Below are 23,085 nucleotides of genomic sequence, written 5' to 3' on the forward strand. Positions count from 1 at the left end.
TTGAAATTATTTTATATTAAGTTGAATTTTCCTTTTTTCAATGTAAGTGGTACTCCGCCAATCATATACAATGCACGATTGTCGATCATTTTTTTCATGAATGATGCTTTGGAGCCAGTTACTTTCTTTCCAAATACTACACCGATTGCATCGTCGTCACCTAGTGAACATACGGTACCTTTGTTATCAAAAGTAAATGATTCTAAATGCGTGTTCCCTTTGACTAATCTTGCAATATTTCTTGCAACCAATTCACCTTGTTGCATTGCAATTTGAGCTGTCGGTGGATATGGACGATTAATTTCTTCATTGATGACAAGTGAACAATCACCGATAACAAATACATCGGATAGTCCTGGCGCACGTAAATCTGGATCTACTTTTACACGTCCGCGCATGTTTTCAAATTCAGAAGCTTCAATGATTGGGTTTCCTCGAACACCCGCTGCCCAAATAACCGTTTCAGCTTTAATTTCTTCAGTTTCATCTTCGCCCTTTGCAACGATGATTCCTTCTGGTGTAGCTTCTTTAATTGCAGTACCAATCTTAAATTCAATGCCTTTTTTCTCTAAATGAGCCATTGCATACTTAACAAGCTCAGGATCAAAACCAGGCAAAGCAGATGGAGCAGCTTCTACACAAATTACTCGTACTAGCTTTTGATCAATATCATATTCTTTGCATAGTTCTGGAACTCTGTTTCCGAGTTCTCCTAAAAATTCGATGCCTGTAAAACCAGCACCACCAACAATGATTGTTAGACGATTAGGGTTTTTAACTTCTTCCGCCTTATATGTAGCAAATTGATATTCAATATGCTCACGAATTTGACGTGCTGCATTAACATTGACAATCGAGAATGCATATTTGTCCAAACCTTGAATACCGAAAGTTTCAGAAGCTCCACCAAGGGATACAACTAAATAATCATAATCTAGTTCACCATTATCTAGGATGACTTTTTTCGCTTGATGATCGACTTTTAAAGCGGTTGCTTGAACAAAATCTACTTTGCTTCGATCGATTACATCTTTAACATCATAGCGAACACGGTCATGATGAAGTGTACCGGCAGAAGCTTCATGGAGCCATGTAGTTTCGTAGTGGTAATCATTTTTGTTTACTAAAACGATGTCAGCTTCGTTATTTCCAAGCTGTTTTTGCAGTCGGGTAACTGTCATTAATCCCCCGTAACCAGCACCTAGTACAACAATTTTGGGCCTCTTCATAATATACACTTCCACCTTTGCAACATATTATTAATAGTTTGTACGGGAATAAAATTATAATGTTATAAGTGCTTAATGTGATTGACTTCACGTACAACACAAAAAAAAAGCCAGAAAAATGTCATAAATTATTAACATCTCTTTTACATTATATGCTTTTCTACTTCTTTTTCAAGCAATTTTGATTAAAAACGAAAATTGGCAAAATTCAAAAATTTATCCGATGAATTAATTGTATGTTTGTATCAAAATATTAGGATTATGTACGATTCATTCGTATGTGATATGATGTGAAAGATGGATTTTATAGGAGGGATTTTCTTTGAAAGAAGATCAAAAAATATATGATATAACCATTTTAGGAGGAGGGCCAACAGGTCTGTTTACCGCTTTTTACGGAGGCATGAGAGATGCCAGCGTGAAAATAATAGAAAGTCTTCCACAGCTAGGTGGTCAGCTTTCTACCCTTTATCCTGAAAAGTATATATATGATGTAGCGGGTTTTCCAAAAGTAAAAGCCCAGGAACTTGTTAATAATTTAACAAAGCAGATGTCTATGTTTTCCCCAACCGTTTGTCTAGGACAAGCCGTTACGAATGTGGAAAAATTAGAAGATGGGACGTTTAAACTCACTTCTAATGAGGAAATTCATTATTCCAAAACAATTATTATCACCGCCGGTATTGGAGCTTTTCAACCTCGCCGCCTTGAAATAGAGTCTGCTTTAAAATACGAAGGTAAAAATCTGCACTATTTTATAGATGATATGCAAAAGTTTGCTGGGCAGAGAGTTGCCATTCTTGGAGGCGGTGACTCAGCGGTCGATTGGGCTCTCATGCTTGAACCGATTGCGGAAAAAGTTACATTGATTCACCGTCGTGATAAGTTCCGTGCACACGAGAGCAGCGTCGTTCAATTACAGAATTCTAAAGTAGAAATTCTTACTCCTTTTGTAGCTTCTAGTCTTAATTGTGATGACGAAGCAATAACAGAACTTTTGCTGGAAGAAGTAAAAGGAGAAAGAAAAATTTCCGTAGAACTTGATTCATTAATCGTGAATTATGGATTCGTTTCTTCACTTGGCCCTATTAAAGACTGGGGATTGGATATTGAAAAAAATTCAATCGTTGTAAACAGCAGAATGGAAACAAATATTCCTGGAATATATGCAGCTGGTGACATTACCACATACCCAGGAAAAGTAAAATTAATCGCAACCGGGTTCGGTGAAGCCCCAACGGCGGTAAGCAATGCAAAAGCATATATTGATCCGAAAGCACGCTTGCAGCCGATGCATAGTACATCATTGTTTGATCAGTGAAAAAACGGGGCCAGAAAAAGATTCTGGCTCTTTTTTAAATCTCCCTTCTTCTTACGTGCTTTAATACATGTAAACAATCGTACAATAATTCTAATTTTTAACAGACGGATTTTGAGGTCTTGAGGATGACGAATTTCGTAATTCAAAGACCCCAATACTCACTTTGAAGACTTGAGCGGTACGGATTCCGTGTTCCAACGACCTCAATAATGGCTTTGAAGCCTTAAACAGAATGGATTTCACACGCCAACGACCTCAATAACCCCTTTGAGGCCTTGAGCAGAACGGATTTCGCATTCCAACTACCTCAATAACCACTTTGAAGCCTTGAGCACTACGGATTTCGTACTCCAACAACCTCAATAACCCCTTTGAGGCCTTGACCAGTACGGATTTTGCATTCCAACAACCTCAATAAGCCCTTTGAGGCCTTGAGCAGAACGGATTTCGTACCCCAACGACCTCAATACGTACTTAGATGTCTTATCCATGACGGTTTTCGTGTACCAAGGACCACAAAGATTCTCCGATATACAAAAAAAAAGCCTCCTAATGTATTATTGAGATACATTAAGAAGCATTTTTACTAAACGAACGGATAATTTGTTAATCCTATTCGTTTAACATTTCTCCGGCGTACCTTGAACATTTGCTGTGCGGAAAGATGATCCGCATCCGCAAGAAACGAGGGCATTCGGATTGTCGATTGTAAAGCCTCCACCCATCAAGGATTGTTTATAATCTATAACCGTTCCTTTTAAAAGAGGAGCACTTTCATGATCTATGATAACAGGAATACCAAACTGTTCAAAGAATTCGTCGGTGGCTGATTTTTCGTGATCTAGGCTCATGCCGTATGATAAGCCGCTACAGCCACCACCATTAATGGAAAAACGAAAATATGCGTCTTCTTCTCCATTATGTTTCATCATATCTTTTATTTGTAAAGCTGCGGCTTCTGTAAGTGTTATGGTTGTACTCATATGTGCACTCCTTTCATCAAGCTTATACATTAAGTATATACCTCTAATGCCATATTCTCAACCAATTAAAACATTGGATTTTCTTCTATATATTGATAAATAGCTTTAACAAGCAGTTCAGGAGTTTCCCCTGTTACGACCTCACCATTTACGAGCGCATATAAACTTTCGGCACATAAATCACAATGATCAAGACAGCCATATTCCACAATATCCAAATTAGGATCTTCCTCTAACACTTGTAAAGCTTCATATCCTCCACTACCTAAATTACTTATACAAAACTCGATAATTGGATTCAAAAAATCACCTCTGAATAAAAGCACAAGCTCCTTTCTCATCGCGCCTATTGACTTTCGCAAAAGAAGCCTGCTGTCGATAGTCACTAGAGCCGGACATAACAATATAATCCTACCCGTTTAGACTTTGATAGTCAAAGGGTAGGATTATACTAAAGGGAATATTTGAAATTATCCCAAATGATTTATACTTTTTCTCGTATGTTGTATATAAAATGGGAATCAGCTATACTTTTACGTGGGATTAATTTCAATGTGCTATCATTATTAACATTTTCCTATTATTATTCTTCAAGTAGACGGCAAAAAGGGGATATTTTCATGAAAAAATTAGTATTGCTCGGTGGAGGATATGGTAATATGCGTGTCTTGCGTGAATTACTGCCCAATCATCTTCCGGACGATGTAACAATCACACTAATAGACAGAGTGCCTTATCATTCTTTAAAGACTGAGTACTATGCCCTCGCAGCTGGGACGATTTCAGACCAAGAAGTACGGGTAGCTTTTCCTGAGCATCCAAATTTAAATATTGTATATGGTGAAGTAACGGGAATCGACTTAGAAAAAAAAGAAATTCTTATGACTAATTCAGATAATGTTTCTTATGATGAACTGATTGTTGGATTAGGATGCGATGATAAATTCCATAATATTCCTGGCGCAGATACATACACGTATAGTATTCAAACGATCGGAAAAGCACGAGATACGTATCAAAAACTAAACAATTTACCAGCTAATTCCATTGTTAGCATCGTTGGCGGAGGCTTGAGTGGTATTGAGCTTGCGAGTGAACTCCGGGAAAGCCGTCCAGATTTAATCATCAAACTATTTGACCGTGGTAAAACAATTCTTTCATCTTTTCCGGAAAGAATAAGTCGCTACGTACAAAATTGGTTTAATATGAATGGCGTTGACGTTATTAATGAAGCAAATATTACAAAAGTAGAAGATCAATTATTGTTCAATAACGATGAGCCTGTCCATACGGACGTTATCGTGTGGACAGCAGGGATTCAACCTAATAAGATTGTTCGTGAGTTAAATGTGGAAAAAGATAAGCAAGGAAGAGTAATTTTAACAAAATACCATAATATTCCCAATCGTGAAAATGTGTATGTTGTAGGGGATTGTGCCAGCCTTCCATATGCTCCAAGTGCACAACTAGCTGAAGGACAAGCGGAACAAATCGTTACAATCCTTACGAAACGTTGGGAAGGAGAAGAACTTCCTGAAGAAATGCCTACAATTAAATTGAAAGGTGTCCTTGGATCTCTTGGGAAAAAACAGGGATTTGGTTTAATGGCCGATCGTGCTATAACTGGAAGAATTGCAAGAATTCTTAAATCAGGTGTCCTTTGGATGTATAAGTTCCATAAAGGGTAAACAAAATTTTATGGACAGATAAACTTTCGAGGCGCGAAGCCTTCTGAGGAGTGAAGTTGCCGTATCCTTCCGAAGTGAGCGACGAAGAAACCGATCGTTTTCGAAAAATATGAGGTCAGTCCTTACGTGGGACTGACCTCTTCATATCCGTATTTCTCCATTTCTTTATAAATATCCTTTAACTTCGGATTACCTTCACCGACAATTTCTTCCCCAATCGTTACGACCGGATAAAATAAATCCTCTTCTATAACCCGAGTAGCAAATTGTTGGTGTTTTTCTTCTTCTGGTGGATTAAAAATATCAATATATTGTATGGTAAATGGTTGTTCACGATATTTTCTGGAAATAGCTGCATCCAACCATTCGTATGTTTCTTTTGATGAAGGCATACCTACACAGCTTGCACAAATTTGTTCTGCACCATAAACGAAGATCTCTACTTTCATTTTCAAATTTCACACTCCCTTAACATCAAGACAGATTGTAATATAGATTTTTTTCTTCATACTGATTATAATGGTTATATGGAAAGGAGTCGATATCAATGTATGAACAAACAATGATGGAACAAGTTCAAGAAGTATTAGATAAATTACGCCCATTCCTCCTTCGCGATGGCGGAGATTGTGAACTCGTTGATGTAGAAGATGGAATTGTAAAACTCCGTTTACTCGGCGCTTGTGGAACTTGTCCAAGCTCCACTATCACATTGAAAGCTGGAATTGAACGTGCATTGGTTGAGGAAGTCCCTGGTATATTAGAAGTAGAACAAGTATTCTAAGACTAATTTTACATTAAGTACAAGAGCCTAAGAAATTTAGGCTCTTTTTTCATTCTAAATATGATGGCACTAGCCAGTCAATGGCCGGGAAGTTCTCTTGACCCACCCCTGCCAATTGATAAAAGTTACCTAAAAATCGTTCGTAATCTCTCGCATCACGTAAATACCGGCTTAATCTTTCTTCTAATTGCTTTTGGGTCCATTGGGATGAAGTAAGATAATAATCTTCAATACAAGAAAAATAATGTAAAGGGAAGAGTAGTCGAGCATAGACCAACCTCCATGAAAATATCGATAATGGAGAAATCGATTCATACCCTCGAAAAAATTGTGTTAAATCCGGTTGAAATGATCTGCTATTAAGGAAGTAACAATCTCTAACCCATTCTGCTATATCTCTAGAAGGATGGTCAAATACCCAATCGAACGGATTCCTTATCTCCATTTGTTTATTCCATACATTTTCGTGGAACGTTTGATGACAGATCGTCCCCATATCTAAAAAAGTCAATTCTTCATCAAGTTCTGTATCAGTTACATATTGAATGGCATTTTCGCAAAGCCCAAGATAATACGGAAATGATTGAATAAATAGTTTTTCAAATTCTTCACCTGTTCTTTCTTGAACAACACCCCTCCAAACATTTTCAATTTGCTCAAGTCTTTTAATCCAATACGATTTCCACTGCCCCACTCGATTTGCTCCAGAAATTGGAGCTTGAATCAATTTCCCACGTTCATGAAATTTCGCAAGTTTTCTTCCAGTGTTATTATTTCGTGATGGGGGAAATAGATAATTATGCATGAGTACATAATCTTGTTTCTCATGTGTCACTAGAAATTTTTCATTTAATCCAGGAACAAAAGTGGAAACTTTATTATCCCCATACTTTGCCATATGTTCCGACATCTCATATAATTCAATTAATGCCTCTTGTTCCAAATGAGTCACTTGAATAATAGTATAAAGTGAGTTATCTACCATGTATCGAACGGAGCTTCCATCTTGAATCGTTTGTTCCGGTGTTATACCGAAAAGATTTTCCAGTACTTTTACTGACATGGAGCACCCCTCTTTCATTTGCTCTTTACACTATGCATGGATATCCAGTTAGTTTAATTATATGAGGGTAAAAAGTTTTCTTTCCGAGTAGTTTGTTTTATGTATCAATAACTTATAAAATTTGACGAGGCAAAATGGAAGGATGAGACGAATGAACAATGAACGAGACATTAGTATTTCCGAGGAAACTGCACGACGTCTTTTAAAAGAACGTGGTGTGAGAATTGAAGATATTGCAGAGCTAGTTATGTTCCTTCAAAAAAAATATCATCCAGGATTACAAATTGAAGAATGTATTTATAATATTGAACGCGTTCTTCAAAAAAGAGAAGTACAAAACGCCATTTTAACAGGGATTCAGTTAGATGTACTTGCGGAAAATGGAAAGCTGGATGAACCATTGCAATCAATCATAGAGAGTGATGAAAGCCTCTACGGTGTAGATGAGATTCTTGCATTCTCTATCGTAAATGTATATGGATCCATTGGTTTTACAAACTACGGTTATATTGACAAGCAAAAACCAGGTATTCTTGAAAAATTAAATGATCATTCTTCGGGGCAATGCAACACTTTTCTTGACGATATCGTGGGGGCCATTGCTGCCGCTGCTTCCAGCAGGCTTGCCCATAGTTCCAAAGGAGAAATTTAAAAGAGTAACCTGCCAATAGGAATTCCGAAAAGGTTTTGTTTTGAGATAATGACTAAATTTCATATACAAAATATAAAATGCTCTGAGCGTAAAAGCTCTGAGCATTTTTTGCATAGACCAATTGAACATATTTACCCTTTTTTTTCAATAATCTCTTTAGTTTACTATCTAATACTGCCACTGTAATTGACCTTTTCTCATTTTTGCGATGTACATAATTTGTCCTGTATGGTTGTGCACCTCTCTTACCATTTGCACCATCATATCAAGTAGTGTTGATTGATTGTTATTCGCACTAAATGTAAGTGGAGGCATATTAAGATATGGTTGCCTCACTAATAGTTCGGGACTTGCTTTTATTTCTTCCAAGACCTGAATAATGACATCAAAGGATTCATTAGCAAGAGTGAGTGCTTGTTCTTTAGTTAAATAAAGACCTCGCTCAAATTCCTTATCTCTATCTCTGGTGTCTGGTACATGATAAAAAACGGTTTCAAGTCGTTGACGAACTGTACCCCTAATGTGTGATACAAGATTTGCTATACTGTTGCTCTCAGTAGTTGGTGACCATGAAATATCCTCTTCAGATAATTGGTGAAGAGCTTGAAAAACCCACTTCTTTTCACTTTTAAATTTTCCTAACATACTTTCGACGAGTAATTTAGAAATATCCAAGGATCCCACTTCTTTCTAAATTTTTTTGTCCTTTCTTAAATATCAATTAATCAATACTAGATATTTATAAGATTACCTTTCTTTTACGAAACTGACCATCAATCATTTTTTATCCTTTTGATTTCTTTCAATATGTATCCAAGTGTAATAAATTATCCAAAAAACGATAGGAATGAAAAAAACATAAGGTCTCTGATTTGCTGGAAGATAGTTTATTAAAAATAACCCGATTATAAGCATAGGTGGCATAAGGATAAAATACTTCTTTCTATGCACGTTTGTCCCCCTATCTTTGTTAAATACTACGACAAATTTTCTTGAATTGAATAAGGATTTTAACTATTTTATGTAATCAATGTCTAAGCTGTTGGGTGATTTATCGGTATATGCAATCCAATAATTAATATCGTTTGAATACCTTACTTGCTTTGCATATTCCCCGAATACTTTTACCTGATTTACACCAGGTTCCTTTGGAATAATAACATTCACAAACATTGGATCAGAAATAAAAATATAGCCCCCCGATAATTCAGGACCACCTAAACCTATCTCCCAATCTAGTTCACCATTTTTCATCTTGATAAATCCAATGTTTAACTGTTCATTTTCTCTACTCATATATATAACAACGATATAATTACCTTTTATGTCATAGTCAATAACCTTTTCATAATCCCTGTTCTCACTGTTCTCAAGAATTTTTACGATTTGGCTCTCCAACGAAATTTCTCTCGAACATCCCGACAAAAAAATTATTAGTATTAATGCAAAAATAATATTTATTCCCTTTGTACTATTCACAGTTAAACTCCCACTCCTTAGCAAAAAAACATTTATATATCATCGTTTATTCTCACATTTAAAATTAATTACCTTAAATCTTATACAATACCCATATCAGTCTGAATATTCCAAAAAATATCCTCCTCCCTATTATCAATAAGAAGTTCAATAAAAAGTACTTTAATCATTCTTGGAATAAAACACCAGTTATTTTTTTTATTTAGGTTTTGCTTGTAGCTTATGTAACCTATCTTTTATACGAATACACTTATTCAAGTGTAAAAAAATGTGTCTTGTTGCGGGCATTAATATTAACCCAGCAATGTTTTTTTTGCTCCAGTAGTCTGCTAACCATTTAGAATTTTGAGAAACAGCATTTTCTTCAAATAGTCGTTTTATTCTATTTTGTTCAACTTTTCCCTTGAATTGCCCAGGTTGCAAAGAAGATACAACTTGACGAGTTCTTTTACCAACCGCTGTTCTATAGGCTTTTAAGGAATTAATATCGATTTTTGAACTCATTAAGGCAATCTCCTTTTCGCTCATATCATTGCCTGAATGGGTAAATCCTATATTCATTTTTTCGAGCCAATTCTCAGCAAAAAGAACTTGTTGTTCATTAGAAAGTAAAATATTCATAGTCATATCTTCAATTCGGGTAATATGCCATAAATGCCAAGCAATCGAATTTTTTGTATCAGGATTTGGTACTGGATACTGTCTAAAGGTGGTTTCATCCAAATTCTTCAACATTTCATCTTCCAGTGTTACTAAAGGAGTTTCACTGATAGAGGATGAATGTAACAAAGAATGCTGAGATAAAAATAATTGAATTGCTCGTGTGTGTTCAGCACGTTTTAATATAATCTCTGATAAAATCTTATGATTTTCATTCCAAGTCTTTCGTAGTTTTATATCCATTAAAATCAACCCCAATATTGTTCTTTATACATTCTTCGATTCAATCGCTTCCAAATCCTTCTTTCAAAATATTATTCTGTAACCTGCTCCGTTCAAAATAAGAGAACTCGATCCCTTTGTGGGAAAATACTCGTTAGTCAATCTATAATCTAGCTTAATAAGCATTCTGGCCAGCATGATAAGAAATATGGCATAATTGATCGTCAACACTTATTCTTGATTGAATCTGAGAGTTCTTCAAAGTATTCTTTTCTCCAATTAGAAATGCTTCTTTACAACACATTTCACTATCAATCGTTAAACTCCTTCTTCCTCTTTTGGATAGAAGCAGGAAAAAATGCACTTTTCTCGAATATATCTTTTTGGACATAAGACAGGAGGAACTATATGAACATTAAAACAGAACGATTACTCATTAGAAACTTTGAACCTAATGATTGGAAGTCTCTTTATGAGTACACTTCAAATCCTGAAGTAATGCACTACCTTCCAGAAGCTGTGTTTTCTGAGGAGGACGCCAAAAACTTCATCGAAAAAAACATTGGTGAAAGGGCTGAAAAATTTCCTGTTGTTCTTCTTGAGGAAGATAAGTTGATTGGACATATTGTCTTTTTTAAATATTTTGGAGAACACACTTATGAAATTGGCTGGGTATTTAACCCTGAATATTATAATAAAGGATATGCATCTGAAGCTGCGTATGCAGTGTTGAAATACGGATTTGAAACAATGAAACTACATCGCATAATAGCTACTTGCCAGCCTGAAAACACAGGTTCTTACAGAGTCATGGAAAAAATCGGTATGCGCAGGGAAGGATTTTTTAAAAAATGTATCCCTCATGGACATGAGTGGTGGGATGAATATTATTATGCCATTTTGGCTGAGGAATGGGTTTAAGGAAGGAGTTCAATTCACTAATGAATTGAACTCCTTCTTTATATTTATTCATTATAAATATTATCCATTAAAAGGAATTCCGTCTTCACTCACATACTCCGTTTGTATTATGAGGTCTATTATATAAAGGATTTATTATGAATTTCTTAATTGGCTGAATTACTAAAAACTTTGATGCAACACTAGTGATTTAATATACAAAAAGCCAAACGCACTTTCCTATGAAGCACGTTTGGCTACATGAAACATTCTATTGCTCAGAATTCTGCCGGTTTCTCGGCTGGATTGCTTTTTCCAATTCTTCCGCAGCAATTGTTCGTTTTACATTGTCACTATTCGGTTTTCCTTTTTGGCTATAGCCCTTGTCTCGTTTGCTCAATGTTAACTTCTCCCTTCTAATTGGATTCACCTAGTAAGATGGATTAAGAAGTCCAAGCTTATTCATTTACTTATTAGACAACACTCGCTCATAGTTTTTTTAACTCTCGTGATTGGCTTGTATAGTAAGACTGATCCCATTGCAATAGTGACAAAAGGTTCTAAATTAGATAAAATAGACGCTTTTGCCGCATCTACATGTCGTATATTTTGATTCCAAATAAGCATAGCTATCTCATGTACAACAACGGCTGTCATTATGATTATTATGTCGAGAGTGTACCCAGAATATAAAGACTAATTACGATATTTTCCTACCTAAATTTTGTCCAACCTTCTAATAAATGAACAAAAAGAAACAGTCCAAATCATATTCAAATTGGACTGCTAATTAGTGCATTATTAAATAAATTAAATAAGTTAACCGTTCTTCCTTTTAGTTTTTAAAAGCTGATACTGGACCAAGTTCATTCGTTAAATACTCACGAACATTGTTAGGAAAGGTTTGAAGTTTATTAATTGAAGATGATACTACATTTTTTAAAGAGTCATGGTCGACATTTATATATTGTTGGACGAGCATTTTCCGAAATGAAATAAATTCCTTAAGCACAAGTGACAATTCCTCACTTACCACTTTTTCATCCGTCAAAATATCTACAATATCCTCATAACTGCCCGGATCCCTCATAATAAATCCATCAATCATAGCATTTCCAGTATCGAGGATTGCCTCAATGATTGTATGTACTCCCCGCTCTAAAGCACTTTTTTCAATTTGAGATTCCCAACTATTATTATTTTGAATCAGCTCTATTTGTTTTTCCATAAAAAGTAATGTTCCTTCAATTTTTTCCCTATCTACAAAATACATAGGCTGATGCCTCCACTCGATTTAATCATCATTATCTTAACAAACTTCATGGCATATCGTCCAATAAGGAAAAATTTGATACGGATTTAATGATCGTAACAGGATATTATATAAATTAAAAAGGAGGAGTAACATGGATAATGACCGTACTAAAACTAATAACCAAGATAAACATGACCCTCCGTATACAGACGTTTCTAACGTTGTGACTGGAAGAAATTATATTATTCCTGAAGACCTTCCTGAAGGAGCTTACGGGGCTCCAAGGGGTAAAGATACACCAGTAGAAAACAAATCGACCCCTTGGGAAAAAGGACAACGTTCTTATAGTGCATTTAACTATGAGTTTAAATCCATGCATGAAGATAACCCACGTAAAGCACCGGGTGCTCATAATACACATGACAACCCTGAAAGTGAAACACAACCTCCATATGAAGATAGTTAGTATAAAACAGGTGTCCCAGACAATTCCGGGACACCTGTAATGGTTTAGAAAATACGAAGGTAATATGTTTAATTACAAAAGTTTGCCTCGTTCAGCGTGATCGACTAGCTAACTGCTTGTCCTCATCCTTACGATAAGTTACGGCCGAATAAGGAATCTCGACTAAAACCGCCACGTCCTGTAGCGACGTCGATGGACAGGCGCTTTCGCTTTTCTTTGTCTAGCTCCAACGCCTATCGACTAGCAAACTTCTTGTCCTTCTCCCTACGATAAGTCAACATCGATTCGCCTTGACAGGCTCACCGTGTTTCCTTTATCTCAGTCAAAGGCACCGAAGTTTGTACGTCGATGGGCAGGCGTTTACGCTTTTCTATTTATCCATTTTTTTTAAGACGAAATAGGAACAGCCAAAATTGCAGTACTCATATAAATACTCTGGTAAAGTCCCAATTTTTGTATCAAATGATGCTTTTTGATTTTGATCAGAAAAAAAACCTTTTAGCCTTAGCTGTCCGTATCCCCAGTCTCCAACAATGTAATCATATTTCGATAAAACATCACTAAAGCGAGCACGAAAAGCTTCTTCATTATACCCGTCTTTATATTCATTGACTAACTCATATTGACAGTTATTGATAATAATCATTTTTCCCTCCGAGTTTCAAATAGTTATATAAATTATAGCTTAATCCCCAACAATTACTAAGAAAAAAATATAATTTCCTGCACATTCTATTAAAAGAGGAGGTGTATGAAATGAAATACAAATTCATTCCAGTTATTTTTATAAGCATGATGTTAGTTGGCTGCGGAGTAAATAATAAAAGAACTGCCGAAGATAATCAACTTTACAATAAAAGTGGAAACTCCATTAATGTTGCTCAACATGGTGAAAACTATAATCGAAATCAGCAGGATAATGATTTATTCGGATATGTACGCCAGGTCAAAAGCCCGTTACCTGTTGGAGAAAGTCACAGCACAAAGCCAATACAAGGAATTAATCGAGAGCAAACAGCTGATGATATAGCAAGAATATTAGTCATGCTGCCAGGTATTGAGGACGCAAGTGTTCTTGTAACAGACCAAGAAGTTTTGATTGCCTATTTAACAAATGAAAAACGTAGTGACGAACGCTTTGAAATTGCAGACCAAGTGAAAAAGACAGCGATGAATGTTGTCCCTCGCTGGTACCATGTCTACGTAACCGATGATCCTAATTTACGGCAAAATGTCGAAAATATTGCTTCCATGAATGCCCGTTCAACCAGTAAAGATAAAACAGTACGTGATACGGTCAAATTAATGTTAGAGCGTTCTCCACAAGGAAGAAATTTAAATAATGGTGAAAATCCAAATGGCGAAGCGATAGGTGAAAAAAATCATCATTTAGATCGTACAAATTACAGGCAGCAGTTTGAAAATAAGAAATAATATATGGATGCTTGGCCTGATTATCATATGGCCAAGCTTCATTAATTGTTTTGAAAAGAGGTAAATTCGATGAAAAAACTCTTTCCAGTCATTTTTCTGTTCTTTTTCCTACCTTTTCATACTGTAGAAGCTAAGGAATTATCTCAAAAAGAAATTTACGATAAGAGAATGCAATTATATAAAAAGACCGAAGCTGCTACCAGTGTTCCATGGTATTATATTGCCGCAATTGATCAGTTTGAGCGTAGTATCCGATACGTAAGAAAAGATTTACCAAAGCCCGATGATATAACTGGATATTATGTATCACCTGAAAATTGGGTTGGACCCTTAAATCCAGATATAAAGGATACTAACCCTATCACTATCACATTTTTTAACGGACTCGGACTCGATGGAAATGGAGATGGGAAGGTAAACCGAACGAATGGAGAAGACCTTTTATATACGTTAGCCAACTATTTGTCCCAGTACGGGGTCAACGATCGAGCATTCCGTATTGCTGTCTGGGAGTATTATAAACGGGACCAAAACGTCAGATCAATCATGACGAATGCTAAAATTTATCGTAAATTTAATCGAATAGACCTAGATGAAAAAGCATTCCCGGTTCCTAAAGGTAACAATCATACGTATAAAAATACTTGGGGAGATCGAAGAGGATGGGGTGGCAGAAGAATCCATGAAGGAACGGATATTTTTGCAGGATATGGAACTCCAGTTAGAGCTGTCGCATTTGGAGTAGTTGAGCTAAAAGGATGGAATAAATACGGAGGTTGGAGGGTTGGTATCCGCGATTTAAATAATACGTACCATTACTATGCACATTTAAATGGCTTCTCAAAAAATTTAAAAATAGGTGATATTGTGTCTCCAGGTCAAATAATCGGGAGTGTTGGTAGCTCTGGATATGGGCCACCAGGAACATCTGGAAAATTCCCACCCCACTTACATTTTGGTATGTATAAAGACAATGGTCTTAATGAATGGCCATTTGATCCATATCCACATTTAAAATTGTGGGAACGAGAAGAACGATCTAAATAAAAAAAAACGTAAGCGCCTGCTCATCGACATAGAATCCAACAGAACGTGATGCCATAGTCGCCGTTCCTCTTTTTGACTTTGACAGAAGTTAAAAAAATGTAATGAGGCCACCTATGTAAATGAATGTTCACTTATCATAGGAGAAGTTTTAAACCAATATGTACTGTAACTACACATAAATAAGTAAAGCTTCGGGTTTTTGATTACCCGAAGCTTTATAAATTAGAACTTTCTTTTTGCTTCTCTTGCTTTAGAAATTGCAAGAGCAATACTTGCAGCTAAACCTCCCCAAATAATGACGACTCCAATAATCATCATGGTAATTGCGCTACCTGTCATTATGAAACCTCCTTCTTCTCTTCGAAAGCAGGTTGTTCAAGGGCATGCCCTTTCCACGGCTTCAAGGTAATCAAGACACCAACTAGAATCGCTCCAACTGCGACTGTCCAACCATATTTGAATAGGAATTCACGTGGGTAATCACCGCCACCGTATTCACTAGTTAAGTTTTGACGTAAGTTATCAAACATCATATATCCTAGTACAACCGGTGTGATGATGGAAAGACTAATTCTCCACCATGCCCCTAGTCTAATATCGGATACTGAATCAGCGTGAGCTTGAAGTGGTTTAAGTTGCTTCGCAAACCAAGCAATGAAAATAACTTCAAATAACCCCGCCATCGCTACACCGAATTGGTTAATAAAATAATCCGCAACATCCAGAAGATTCAGACCATTTTGGGTAGAAAATGTTAGAGAAACAATTGCCGTTACCCCACCGCCAAATATAACGGCTTTTGTCCGACTAATATTAAATTTCTCTTGTATACCAGCAATATACGTTTCGACAATAGAAATGAGGGACGTTAAACCTGCTAGTGTTAAGGAAACGAAGAACAGTATACCGAATATCTCGTTAAATGCCGGCAGTTGATTGATAATGGTCGGGAAAATAGAAAATGCTAGAATAACTCCGCCTTTTACAACCTCATTCACTGGTACACCTTGCTGGGCAGCCATAAAACCTAATGCAGCAAATACACCAAATCCCGCAAGTAATTCAAATCCTGAGTTCGCAAAGCCTGTAACAAAAGCACTATTCGTAATATCGGACTTCTTCGGCAAATAACTTGAATAAGTAATCATAATTGCAAAACCAATTGATAAACTGAAGAAGATTTGTCCATATGCCGCTACCCAAACTTTTCCATCCAAGATTGTGGACCAGTCAGGTTTAAAGAATTGATTTAAACCTTCCATTGCACCATCAAGAGTGACTGCTCGTATACAGATAATTAAAAATAAAACTACAAGTAAAGGAATCATAATTTTATTTCCCATTTCAATTCCTTTTTTGACACCGGCAAAAAGAATCCCAAGTACAATCAGCCACACAAGAATAAGAGGGAATAGTACTCCCGGAACGAAACTTCCCATCGTGTCAGTACCGCCAACTTTTAAGTAATTTCCAATTAAAAATTGAGTTGTATCCGTTCCCCATTCAAGCTTAAACGAAAAATACGTGTAGGCTAGCGCCCAGGCAATGATGACTGCATAGTATGTGGCAATGACAAAGGAAATACAGATTTGCCACCAACCAATCCATTCTCCGCCTTTTTTTATTCTTGCCAACGACAAAGGTGAAGAACCCCTATACTTATGCCCAATTGCGAACTCTAGAATCAATAGCGGGATACCAGCCGTAAGCAATGCGAATAAATACGGAAGAAAGAACGCTCCTCCTCCATTATCATAAGCCACCGCTGGAAAACGCCAAATATTTCCGAGTCCAATCGCAGAACCAACAGCCGCAAAAATAAAACCGGCTCTCGAACCGAACTGCGCGCGATTCTCCATTTAATTTCCCCTTTCCCTTCCCATTCGGAAGATTTTATTTTTTCAGACTATTTATGATTCTAAAAATATTATAACGAGATAAGCCCAACTTGTCAAAACCTAAAATATTTAGGTTTTATCAGGTTTTATCAGCTTTTGTCAAATTTTCTTTCTACAATATCTCCATCAAAATTATTATATTACTATAATAAAAAAGGATGAGTAACCTTTATTTACTCATCCCTCCAAATTATTGTTGGAAACTTAATTTCTTATTTCTACTTAAAAAAATAAACAATACAATTAACAAAATCATAATTGTAATCAAACCTAAAATCGTACTATCTGATATCCCTATCACTAAATATCCAACCGCAGTTATCCCTCCAGATACTAACGCATATGGAAGCTGGGTCATGACATGGTCCATGTGATTGCAAGCTGCACCAGTCGAAGAAAGTATCGTCGTATCTGAAATAGGAGAACAATGATCACCCATAACAGCACCTGCTAAAACAGCTGCAAGTGCAGGTAATAGTAGTGACATATCTGTCACAGAAACAATTTGGCCAGCAATAGGAAGCAATATTCCAAATGATCCCCATGAAGTTCCCGTGGCAAAAGCCATCCCTGCCGCCCCAATAAATAAAATGAATGGCAGATAGGCAGGATTCATTTGTGACTTCTCAACTAAGCTTCCTAGATACAAACCTGTGCCTAATTCATCAATTAACATTATAATCGCCCAAGCAAATAATAATATTAAGACTGCTGGCATCATTGACTTAATCCCAACCTTAATTCCTTTGAAAAGAAGTCTACCTTCAACCGAGCGATACATAAAATATTGTCGGAAAAATAAACCGATCGTGGTAAACAATCCTAATAAACCACCGATTACAAGCGCTTCAGACACATCAGCATTTCCAAATATCTCTATTAATGTTACTTTGCCTTCAGTTGCACCTACACCGCTCCAAATAATTGCTCCTAATGTACCAACAAAAAGCGCAATAATCGGCCATATTAAGTCGCCGACTTTCCCTTTATCGCTAACCGGTAAATCTTCCCTCACTTCACCTTGTATCTTTTTATTCGGATCATATGGTATCCCTGATGAAATCGCCCGCTCTTCATGTATTTTCATACTTCCAAAATCAATATTTCTCCACGCAATGATAAAAACCATCGCCAAAGTCGTCCATACATACAAGTTCATCGGAATCATTCTGATAAAAGCAGTAAAAGCGGAAATATCTGTCACTTGATGATTTATTAAAACTGTACCAATGATCCCAATGATAAATGCACCCCAACTGGAGATCGGTGAAACAACACATACTGGTGCTGAAGTAGAATCAATGATATACGCGAGCTTCGCTCTAGATACTCGATGACGATCTGTAATGGGACGAGCAACTTGCCCGACAGCAAGTGCATTAAAATAATCATCAATAAAAATAATGATTCCAAAAATCGCAGCAAGGATTTGAGCTCCCGCACGATTTTTCACCTTTGTCATCGCCCATTCTCCAAAGGCCCTGCTTCCTCCACAAATATTGATAAGAGCCGTAATCACACCTAGTAAAAACAAGAATAATAGAATATATAAATTCCAAGTATTTAAAGATCCATCTTCAATAAAAATTCCTTTTACCGCACTCCATAATATAGCCGTACCTTCAGAAACATTGCCTTTTGACAACAGCAATGCCGAAACTACTATTCCGGCTCCTAATGAGAGCAGCACTCTTTTTGTAATGATTACCATTACTATCGCTAAGATAGGCGGTAGCAAAGATAAAATTGAATTCTCCATAAAATCCTCCCCAAAATAAAAAGAGCAATGATAGAGACCTATCATTACTCTTGTAATGTAAAGTTCCTCCATCGCGATCTGTAGCTCCCCATACTTTGTTTTATTTACTAAGTATGAGAGTGTTACTCTTCTTCAAAGCAACACCAGCGAAAACTCTTTGACAAAAAATCCTCGCTTCGGCAAAAGAACCTTTCGAAATGTGATCATTGTTGTCATCCTTACACATTCTACTCATCTCTTTTGCGCCTCTACCTCATCCGATTTTGATAAGGTTATTTAGTTAAAAACACCTTTTTTACTATAACATTTCCCCATTCCATTGACAATGTTAATTAGGATTTGTCGGAAATTGGATGGATGGGTTTGTAGTTCCATTTCCATTATAAAAATCAGGTACGTCCAGTGGAAATAGCCCGATTGCAAGTGGAACCTCTTGTTTAACAATTGTTTTTTCGGTTCCAAAAGGAATAATAATTTGGACACTTACTTCAATCGGAATAAAGACGGTTACAAATATATTATTGATTGGATATTGCTCTACCTTAGATTCAACACTCGAACGGACACTTCCTACTGCAGTAAACCTAATTGGAATTCTCGGCCCTAAGTTCCCTAATAGAGCATTTTTGGTCGCTTGCCCTAATGGAAAGGAGTATACAATTCCCTCTCCTTCACTTGATTTACCATAATCAATTTGTATGCCTGTTTCCGCCTGTAGCGCTTCCAGATTACCTTTTTCAGCCTGCTTTAAATTTTTTTGAATTGCCCTCGATAAATCTGCCTGTGTTTGGTTAATAATATCTGTTTTATATTTTACCGCTCCACTCGGCAAGATTTCTGCAATATCATTAATATCTTTTACATTCGGTAAAATCTCCTCAACAGCTTTACTGATGACCATCGGCGCAATTTTATTTGTTTGCGATTCCGCATAGGTTATTAATGTTGGTTTTATCCCAATATTTACAATCCAAAGCCCTAATGCAGTGGAAAATATGAAAAACATAAATGATAAAAGCATAACGTAACGAAACGGCAAAGGGCCACGCCGTATCTTTCTAACTCGAAATACAGCCAAAAAAAATCCCCCCTTAAAGCAAATGTATGCTAAAGTGGGGCAAGTTAGGGCAGGTTTTTTTTGGAAAAGCGAATGCACCTTACCTTATTACGGAAAAACGGGAAATCGCTTATCTACGATACTCCCGTCCATAACTTTTACAAATGAACTAAACATAAAATTCATTTGGACTAGATGTTAAACCATTTTCAATAATGCTTCCGTACCAATCATACCTACATGAATCCCTAATTTTTCTGCAGCTCGCGTTACTGATTCCAATGGTGCATTCATTAATTGTTCGATCGTTTTTACGCCAACAGCCCTACCAGCAATTATTTCACGATGACCTAATCGATCATTTAACAAAGCCACGTCGAGTGCTCCACACATGATATAGCCTTTATCATTTGATATTGTCAGTAACGTTGTCTTTGGCAGTAAAACAGATGTAGCAATAAACGTATGTCCTTCTATTGTCAAAGGTTCCAGAGAAACCATTTCATCCACTCCTCCCAATACTCATATGTATGAATGGAGGTAGAAATAGTTTACTGTGGATATCGGTCAATCATTCATTCGTTTTAATTTCCATTCCATAATATCGCGAAGAAATTCGGGCATAAAATAGTTCTTCACTTCAGAGCGTCTTATTTCCGGAAAAAACTTTCCAAACGTAAACATATCGGTTGTTCCAAGTGTATACGTTTTTTCAGGATCGATCGGGAATCCCTTGATCAAAACCTGTTGTTCTTTCTTATCTACTACAACTCCATAATGAACGAACGCCCCCATAACAGATCCCCTGAAACCTAATCCAATTACTCCAAGATCTATCCATTCTTCATCTTCCGCATGAAAGAGAACTTCTTTTAACTCTGCACCTGTCAGTTCAACTGTACACGGGTTGATAGGATGTGGCAGCATTTGATGAATATCGTATTTCGTCACATCTCCTATTTGAAGAGACGTAAGAATTAATCCTGAATTAATAAGAGTACAATCCGGATTACACCATTCATGGATAGCCTCACAAAGGAGATTGGCCAATGGCGAAGGTTTATCCCATGAGTATTCTAGAGAATTATGTAGCTGTGTCACTGTTTCATCCAATTGCTTTTTCCCGATATTTTCAAGTTCTTGTACAAATCTTTGTTCATCTTTTTCAGATGGAAGGGATGCAGTTTCAAAAAGCCTAGGCAGGATCTTTACAGGTTTTTTTATTAAATCAACCTCTATATACCCGATAAAACGGCCATATTTCCCAGCCGCCGCCATCATTGTATTATGAGCCTTTTGCCCCTCATGAAAAAAGTGATGAGTATGAGCACCAATTATTAAATCGATTTGAGGGAATAACTCCGCCATTTTTTCATCATCATGGATTCCTAAATGAGAAAGAACGATGATCATATCTGTTTCATCTTTCAATCTATTTAGCTGTATTTCAAGTTCTGTGAAAGGCTCCGTAAGCTCCCAGCCAAGTAAATGATAAAGTTTTTGATAATAAGTAGTAACCGCAGTAACACCAATTTTTTGGCCGTGCTTCGTTTCATAAATAACATATGGGTGCACCCAATCAGGTCTTTTGTATTCGGGAAGATATAAATTCGCCACTACCACATCAAAATTCGCTTCTTGATATAGAGAATCTAGATCGTGGAAAGGAAGTGTAATTCCTTCATTATTTCCGATCGTTATGGCGGTATATTGGCTTTCATTTAGTAATGCTGTATTTCCTTTCCCCATTGAGCCTTCTGTAAATGGGTGCCAGCGATCCATAAAATCTCCGCAATCGAAAATAAATACATCTTCCCCTTTTGATTCGTGGAAAACTTTTCTCTTTGCCAAGAAGGATTGGATTTTTGGCCAGTTTTCAAAATGGCTATGGAGGTCATTTGTATGATAAATGTGAATTTTTTCTTTCACGGATACACTTCCTAACGATTCCTTAAAAATTCCAATCTATTTGGTTTCTATTATAAATGTGGGTATTTGGGAACCAAATTCGTGATTATTAAATTTCCCAACGCATCTTTGTGTGAATCATCATCATTTGGAATACGGATTTTGACTTTAACTCGAACACTTGCGAGAAGGAATTGTGACATCATCCTGGTTTCGTTCTCGAATCAAACTCTTGCGAGTACGAATTGTGACATTTTCCCGTTTTCCTTCTCGAATAAAGACTCTTGCGAGTACGAATTGTGCCATTTTCCTGTTTTCCTTCTCGAATCAGAATCATTTTTTTCTATAGTTATTATAAAAAGTACTGCAAATTTAAAATAAATCAAGCTGCTTTGATGCCAATCCCGTATACTCAATTCCAAGTAGCTCTATAAACTGTTTAGCGTTATCCGCTGCGTCACCGCCAGAGTTATTGTTGAAAAGAACATATAAATCTTTCGTTTCTTTTTGTAATTGAACAATCCATTTTTTCCATTCTAGCAGTTCTTCCTTATTATAGCGATATAAATAACGTACTTCTCTCCAATTATTCCCATTAGGCTTCATCCAAGCGGCAACATTACGACCATGGAAACGGACTAAGGTTTTTTCCTTTTTTGTAGCATGCAATATCGTCGGGACTGAACCCAAACCAACTTGTGGTTCGTCACAAATGCTATGGATCCATCCCTCTTCCTCCATAAATCGAAGTGTACTTTCTTTGTATTGGGGGTAAAACCATGTTTGATTGCGGAATTCCAGAGCAATTGGAATATCCTGCATTTTATCCCGGCAATATCGTAAGTAAGAAACATTTTCTTTTGTGCAGTCAAACCAAGGAGGGAATTGAAACAATACCATTGCCAATTTTCCACTATCTAAAAATGGTTTGATTGATAAAAGGAATGCTTCAAACATTTCATCTTTATTGGCAAAAGGAATCTCGCCCCTTTGATGACCAGTCATACCTTGGTAAGCTTTCACAACGAATCGAAAGCCATCAGGTGTATCATGGACCCATTTTGTACTATTTTTTTCAGGTTGAATCGCATAAAAGGAAGTATCCACTTCAACAGTTGGAAAATGGGCCGCATATTCCTTTAACTTATCACGTGCTGAAATTCCGTGGCTGTAAAGTGTATCGTGGTCTCCCCATCCAGTTACGCCAACATAAATCATGCGCTCACCAACTTTATTTAAAAAGTGATATTAAAAATGTATCAAACTTTTTGATATAAATG

General features: G+C 36.6%; 27 protein-coding genes and 1 riboswitch. Of the genes, 8 read left to right on the forward strand and 19 right to left on the reverse strand.

Annotation, left to right across the window (positions count from 1 at the left end; all coding sequences use genetic code 11):
* Window positions 1–11: 11 nt before the first annotated feature.
* Window positions 12–1,229 (reverse strand): NAD(P)/FAD-dependent oxidoreductase, encoded by a 1,218-nt coding sequence (locus tag KHA93_RS11000; protein WP_213110761.1) that lies wholly within the window; start codon window positions 1,227–1,229, stop codon window positions 12–14.
* A 322-nt stretch (window positions 1,230–1,551) separates the two neighbouring features.
* On the opposite strand from KHA93_RS11000, the gene KHA93_RS11005 reads away from it, so the two are divergent.
* Window positions 1,552–2,550: an NAD(P)/FAD-dependent oxidoreductase gene (locus KHA93_RS11005; RefSeq protein WP_213110762.1), complete on the forward strand. Its 999-nt coding sequence runs from the start codon at window positions 1,552–1,554 to the stop codon at window positions 2,548–2,550.
* Window positions 2,551–3,170: 620 nt separating this feature from the next.
* Here the strand turns inward: KHA93_RS11005 and KHA93_RS11010 are convergent.
* Both KHA93_RS11010 and KHA93_RS11015 read right to left on the reverse strand, forming a co-directional pair.
* Complete coding sequence (locus KHA93_RS11010; protein ID WP_213110763.1) at window positions 3,171–3,533, reverse strand: HesB/IscA family protein; 363 nt, start codon at window positions 3,531–3,533, stop codon at window positions 3,171–3,173.
* 65 nt (window positions 3,534–3,598) lie between these two features.
* The gene (locus tag KHA93_RS11015) at window positions 3,599–3,835 is read right to left on the reverse strand and encodes a YuzB family protein (protein ID WP_213124447.1); all 237 of its coding nucleotides are present in this window, start codon (window positions 3,833–3,835) and stop codon (window positions 3,599–3,601) included.
* Between the two features lie 318 nt (window positions 3,836–4,153).
* Here KHA93_RS11015 and KHA93_RS11020 point away from each other — a divergent pair, with 318 nt between their 5' ends.
* On the forward strand, window positions 4,154–5,221 hold the full coding sequence (locus KHA93_RS11020; RefSeq protein WP_213110764.1) for an NAD(P)/FAD-dependent oxidoreductase: 1,068 nt from the start codon (window positions 4,154–4,156) through the stop codon (window positions 5,219–5,221).
* Window positions 5,222–5,343: 122 nt separating this feature from the next.
* Here the strand turns inward: KHA93_RS11020 and KHA93_RS11025 are convergent, their stop codons facing one another.
* Window positions 5,344–5,670, reverse strand: coding sequence for a YuzD family protein (locus KHA93_RS11025; RefSeq protein ID WP_432806348.1), 327 nt, complete (start codon window positions 5,668–5,670; stop codon window positions 5,344–5,346).
* A 98-nt stretch (window positions 5,671–5,768) separates the two neighbouring features.
* Here KHA93_RS11025 and KHA93_RS11030 point away from each other — a divergent pair, with 98 nt between their 5' ends.
* Window positions 5,769–6,005 carry a NifU family protein gene (locus KHA93_RS11030; RefSeq protein WP_213110766.1) on the forward strand — a complete coding sequence of 79 codons (237 nt, stop codon included), beginning with the start codon at window positions 5,769–5,771 and terminating at the stop codon, window positions 6,003–6,005.
* Between the two features lie 49 nt (window positions 6,006–6,054).
* On the opposite strand, the gene yutH is transcribed toward KHA93_RS11030, so the two are convergent.
* Entirely contained in the window at window positions 6,055–7,068 is a 1,014-nt protein-coding gene (gene yutH / locus KHA93_RS11035; protein ID WP_213110767.1) for a spore coat putative kinase YutH, read from the reverse strand.
* Window positions 7,069–7,219: 151 nt separating this feature from the next.
* Between yutH and KHA93_RS11040 the strand changes: the two genes are divergently transcribed.
* Window positions 7,220–7,720 (forward strand): phosphatidylglycerophosphatase A family protein, encoded by a 501-nt coding sequence (locus KHA93_RS11040; protein WP_213110768.1) that lies wholly within the window; start codon window positions 7,220–7,222, stop codon window positions 7,718–7,720.
* Between the two features lie 168 nt (window positions 7,721–7,888).
* On the opposite strand, the gene KHA93_RS11045 is transcribed toward KHA93_RS11040, so the two are convergent.
* The 3 genes from KHA93_RS11045 to KHA93_RS11055 all read right to left on the reverse strand — a co-directional run bounded on the left by KHA93_RS11045 (window position 7,889) and on the right by KHA93_RS11055 (window position 10,102).
* Entirely contained in the window at window positions 7,889–8,395 is a 507-nt protein-coding gene (locus tag KHA93_RS11045; protein WP_213110769.1) for a DUF1572 family protein, read from the reverse strand.
* A gap of 339 nt (window positions 8,396–8,734) precedes the next feature.
* Window positions 8,735–9,118, reverse strand: coding sequence for a hypothetical protein (locus KHA93_RS11050; RefSeq protein ID WP_213110770.1), 384 nt, complete (start codon window positions 9,116–9,118; stop codon window positions 8,735–8,737).
* A 279-nt stretch (window positions 9,119–9,397) separates the two neighbouring features.
* On the reverse strand, window positions 9,398–10,102 hold the full coding sequence (locus KHA93_RS11055) for a DinB family protein (protein WP_213110771.1): 705 nt from the start codon (window positions 10,100–10,102) through the stop codon (window positions 9,398–9,400).
* A 387-nt stretch (window positions 10,103–10,489) separates the two neighbouring features.
* Here KHA93_RS11055 and KHA93_RS11060 point away from each other — a divergent pair, with 387 nt between their 5' ends.
* Window positions 10,490–11,002 carry a GNAT family N-acetyltransferase gene (locus KHA93_RS11060; RefSeq protein ID WP_213110772.1) on the forward strand — a complete coding sequence of 171 codons (513 nt, stop codon included), beginning with the start codon at window positions 10,490–10,492 and terminating at the stop codon, window positions 11,000–11,002.
* Window positions 11,003–11,252: 250 nt separating this feature from the next.
* Here the strand turns inward: KHA93_RS11060 and KHA93_RS23500 are convergent, their stop codons facing one another.
* The 3 genes from KHA93_RS23500 to KHA93_RS11070 all read right to left on the reverse strand — a co-directional run bounded on the left by KHA93_RS23500 (window position 11,253) and on the right by KHA93_RS11070 (window position 12,254).
* On the reverse strand, window positions 11,253–11,381 hold the full coding sequence (locus KHA93_RS23500) for a hypothetical protein (protein ID WP_267917279.1): 129 nt from the start codon (window positions 11,379–11,381) through the stop codon (window positions 11,253–11,255).
* Window positions 11,382–11,443: 62 nt separating this feature from the next.
* On the reverse strand, window positions 11,444–11,638 hold the full coding sequence (locus KHA93_RS11065) for an EamA family transporter (RefSeq protein WP_213110773.1): 195 nt from the start codon (window positions 11,636–11,638) through the stop codon (window positions 11,444–11,446).
* Window positions 11,639–11,816: 178 nt separating this feature from the next.
* Entirely contained in the window at window positions 11,817–12,254 is a 438-nt protein-coding gene (locus KHA93_RS11070; RefSeq protein ID WP_213110774.1) for a DUF86 domain-containing protein, read from the reverse strand.
* 133 nt (window positions 12,255–12,387) lie between these two features.
* On the opposite strand from KHA93_RS11070, the gene KHA93_RS11075 reads away from it, so the two are divergent.
* The gene (locus KHA93_RS11075) at window positions 12,388–12,702 is read left to right on the forward strand and encodes a cytosolic protein (RefSeq protein ID WP_213110775.1); all 315 of its coding nucleotides are present in this window, start codon (window positions 12,388–12,390) and stop codon (window positions 12,700–12,702) included.
* Between the two features lie 370 nt (window positions 12,703–13,072).
* On the opposite strand, the gene KHA93_RS11080 is transcribed toward KHA93_RS11075, so the two are convergent.
* Window positions 13,073–13,348 (reverse strand): YutD family protein, encoded by a 276-nt coding sequence (locus KHA93_RS11080; protein ID WP_213110776.1) that lies wholly within the window; start codon window positions 13,346–13,348, stop codon window positions 13,073–13,075.
* Between the two features lie 110 nt (window positions 13,349–13,458).
* On the opposite strand from KHA93_RS11080, the gene KHA93_RS11085 reads away from it, so the two are divergent.
* Window positions 13,459–14,136, forward strand: coding sequence for a YhcN/YlaJ family sporulation lipoprotein (locus KHA93_RS11085; RefSeq protein ID WP_233711128.1), 678 nt, complete (start codon window positions 13,459–13,461; stop codon window positions 14,134–14,136).
* A 69-nt stretch (window positions 14,137–14,205) separates the two neighbouring features.
* Entirely contained in the window at window positions 14,206–15,183 is a 978-nt protein-coding gene (locus tag KHA93_RS11090; protein ID WP_213110777.1) for a M23 family metallopeptidase, read from the forward strand.
* Between the two features lie 222 nt (window positions 15,184–15,405).
* Here the strand turns inward: KHA93_RS11090 and KHA93_RS11095 are convergent, their stop codons facing one another.
* The 7 genes from KHA93_RS11095 to KHA93_RS11125 all read right to left on the reverse strand — a co-directional run bounded on the left by KHA93_RS11095 (window position 15,406) and on the right by KHA93_RS11125 (window position 23,023).
* The gene (locus KHA93_RS11095) at window positions 15,406–15,522 is read right to left on the reverse strand and encodes a methionine/alanine import family NSS transporter small subunit (protein ID WP_213110778.1); all 117 of its coding nucleotides are present in this window, start codon (window positions 15,520–15,522) and stop codon (window positions 15,406–15,408) included.
* Complete coding sequence (locus KHA93_RS11100) at window positions 15,522–17,042, reverse strand: sodium-dependent transporter (RefSeq protein ID WP_213110779.1); 1,521 nt, start codon at window positions 17,040–17,042, stop codon at window positions 15,522–15,524. Before KHA93_RS11100 ends, KHA93_RS11095 begins: the two co-directional genes overlap by 1 nt.
* 229 nt (window positions 17,043–17,271) lie before the next feature.
* On the reverse strand, window positions 17,272–18,840 hold the full coding sequence (locus KHA93_RS11105; RefSeq protein ID WP_213110780.1) for a Na+/H+ antiporter NhaC family protein: 1,569 nt from the start codon (window positions 18,838–18,840) through the stop codon (window positions 17,272–17,274).
* A 73-nt stretch (window positions 18,841–18,913) separates the two neighbouring features.
* Window positions 18,914–19,099: riboswitch (Lysine riboswitch) on the reverse strand.
* 69 nt (window positions 19,100–19,168) lie between these two features.
* The gene (gene yunB / locus KHA93_RS11110) at window positions 19,169–19,918 is read right to left on the reverse strand and encodes a sporulation protein YunB (RefSeq protein ID WP_213110781.1); all 750 of its coding nucleotides are present in this window, start codon (window positions 19,916–19,918) and stop codon (window positions 19,169–19,171) included.
* A 177-nt stretch (window positions 19,919–20,095) separates the two neighbouring features.
* Window positions 20,096–20,398 (reverse strand): YunC family protein, encoded by a 303-nt coding sequence (locus tag KHA93_RS11115; RefSeq protein WP_213110782.1) that lies wholly within the window; start codon window positions 20,396–20,398, stop codon window positions 20,096–20,098.
* A 66-nt stretch (window positions 20,399–20,464) separates the two neighbouring features.
* On the reverse strand, window positions 20,465–21,826 hold the full coding sequence (locus tag KHA93_RS11120) for a bifunctional metallophosphatase/5'-nucleotidase (protein ID WP_213110783.1): 1,362 nt from the start codon (window positions 21,824–21,826) through the stop codon (window positions 20,465–20,467).
* Between the two features lie 351 nt (window positions 21,827–22,177).
* Entirely contained in the window at window positions 22,178–23,023 is an 846-nt protein-coding gene (locus tag KHA93_RS11125) for a DUF72 domain-containing protein (protein ID WP_213110784.1), read from the reverse strand.
* Window positions 23,024–23,085: the final 62 nt, after the last annotated feature.

The sequence above is a fragment of the Lederbergia citrisecunda genome (genome assembly GCF_018343695.1).
In the GTDB taxonomy this organism is placed as follows: domain Bacteria; phylum Bacillota; class Bacilli; order Bacillales; family Bacillaceae_C; genus Lederbergia; species Lederbergia citrisecunda.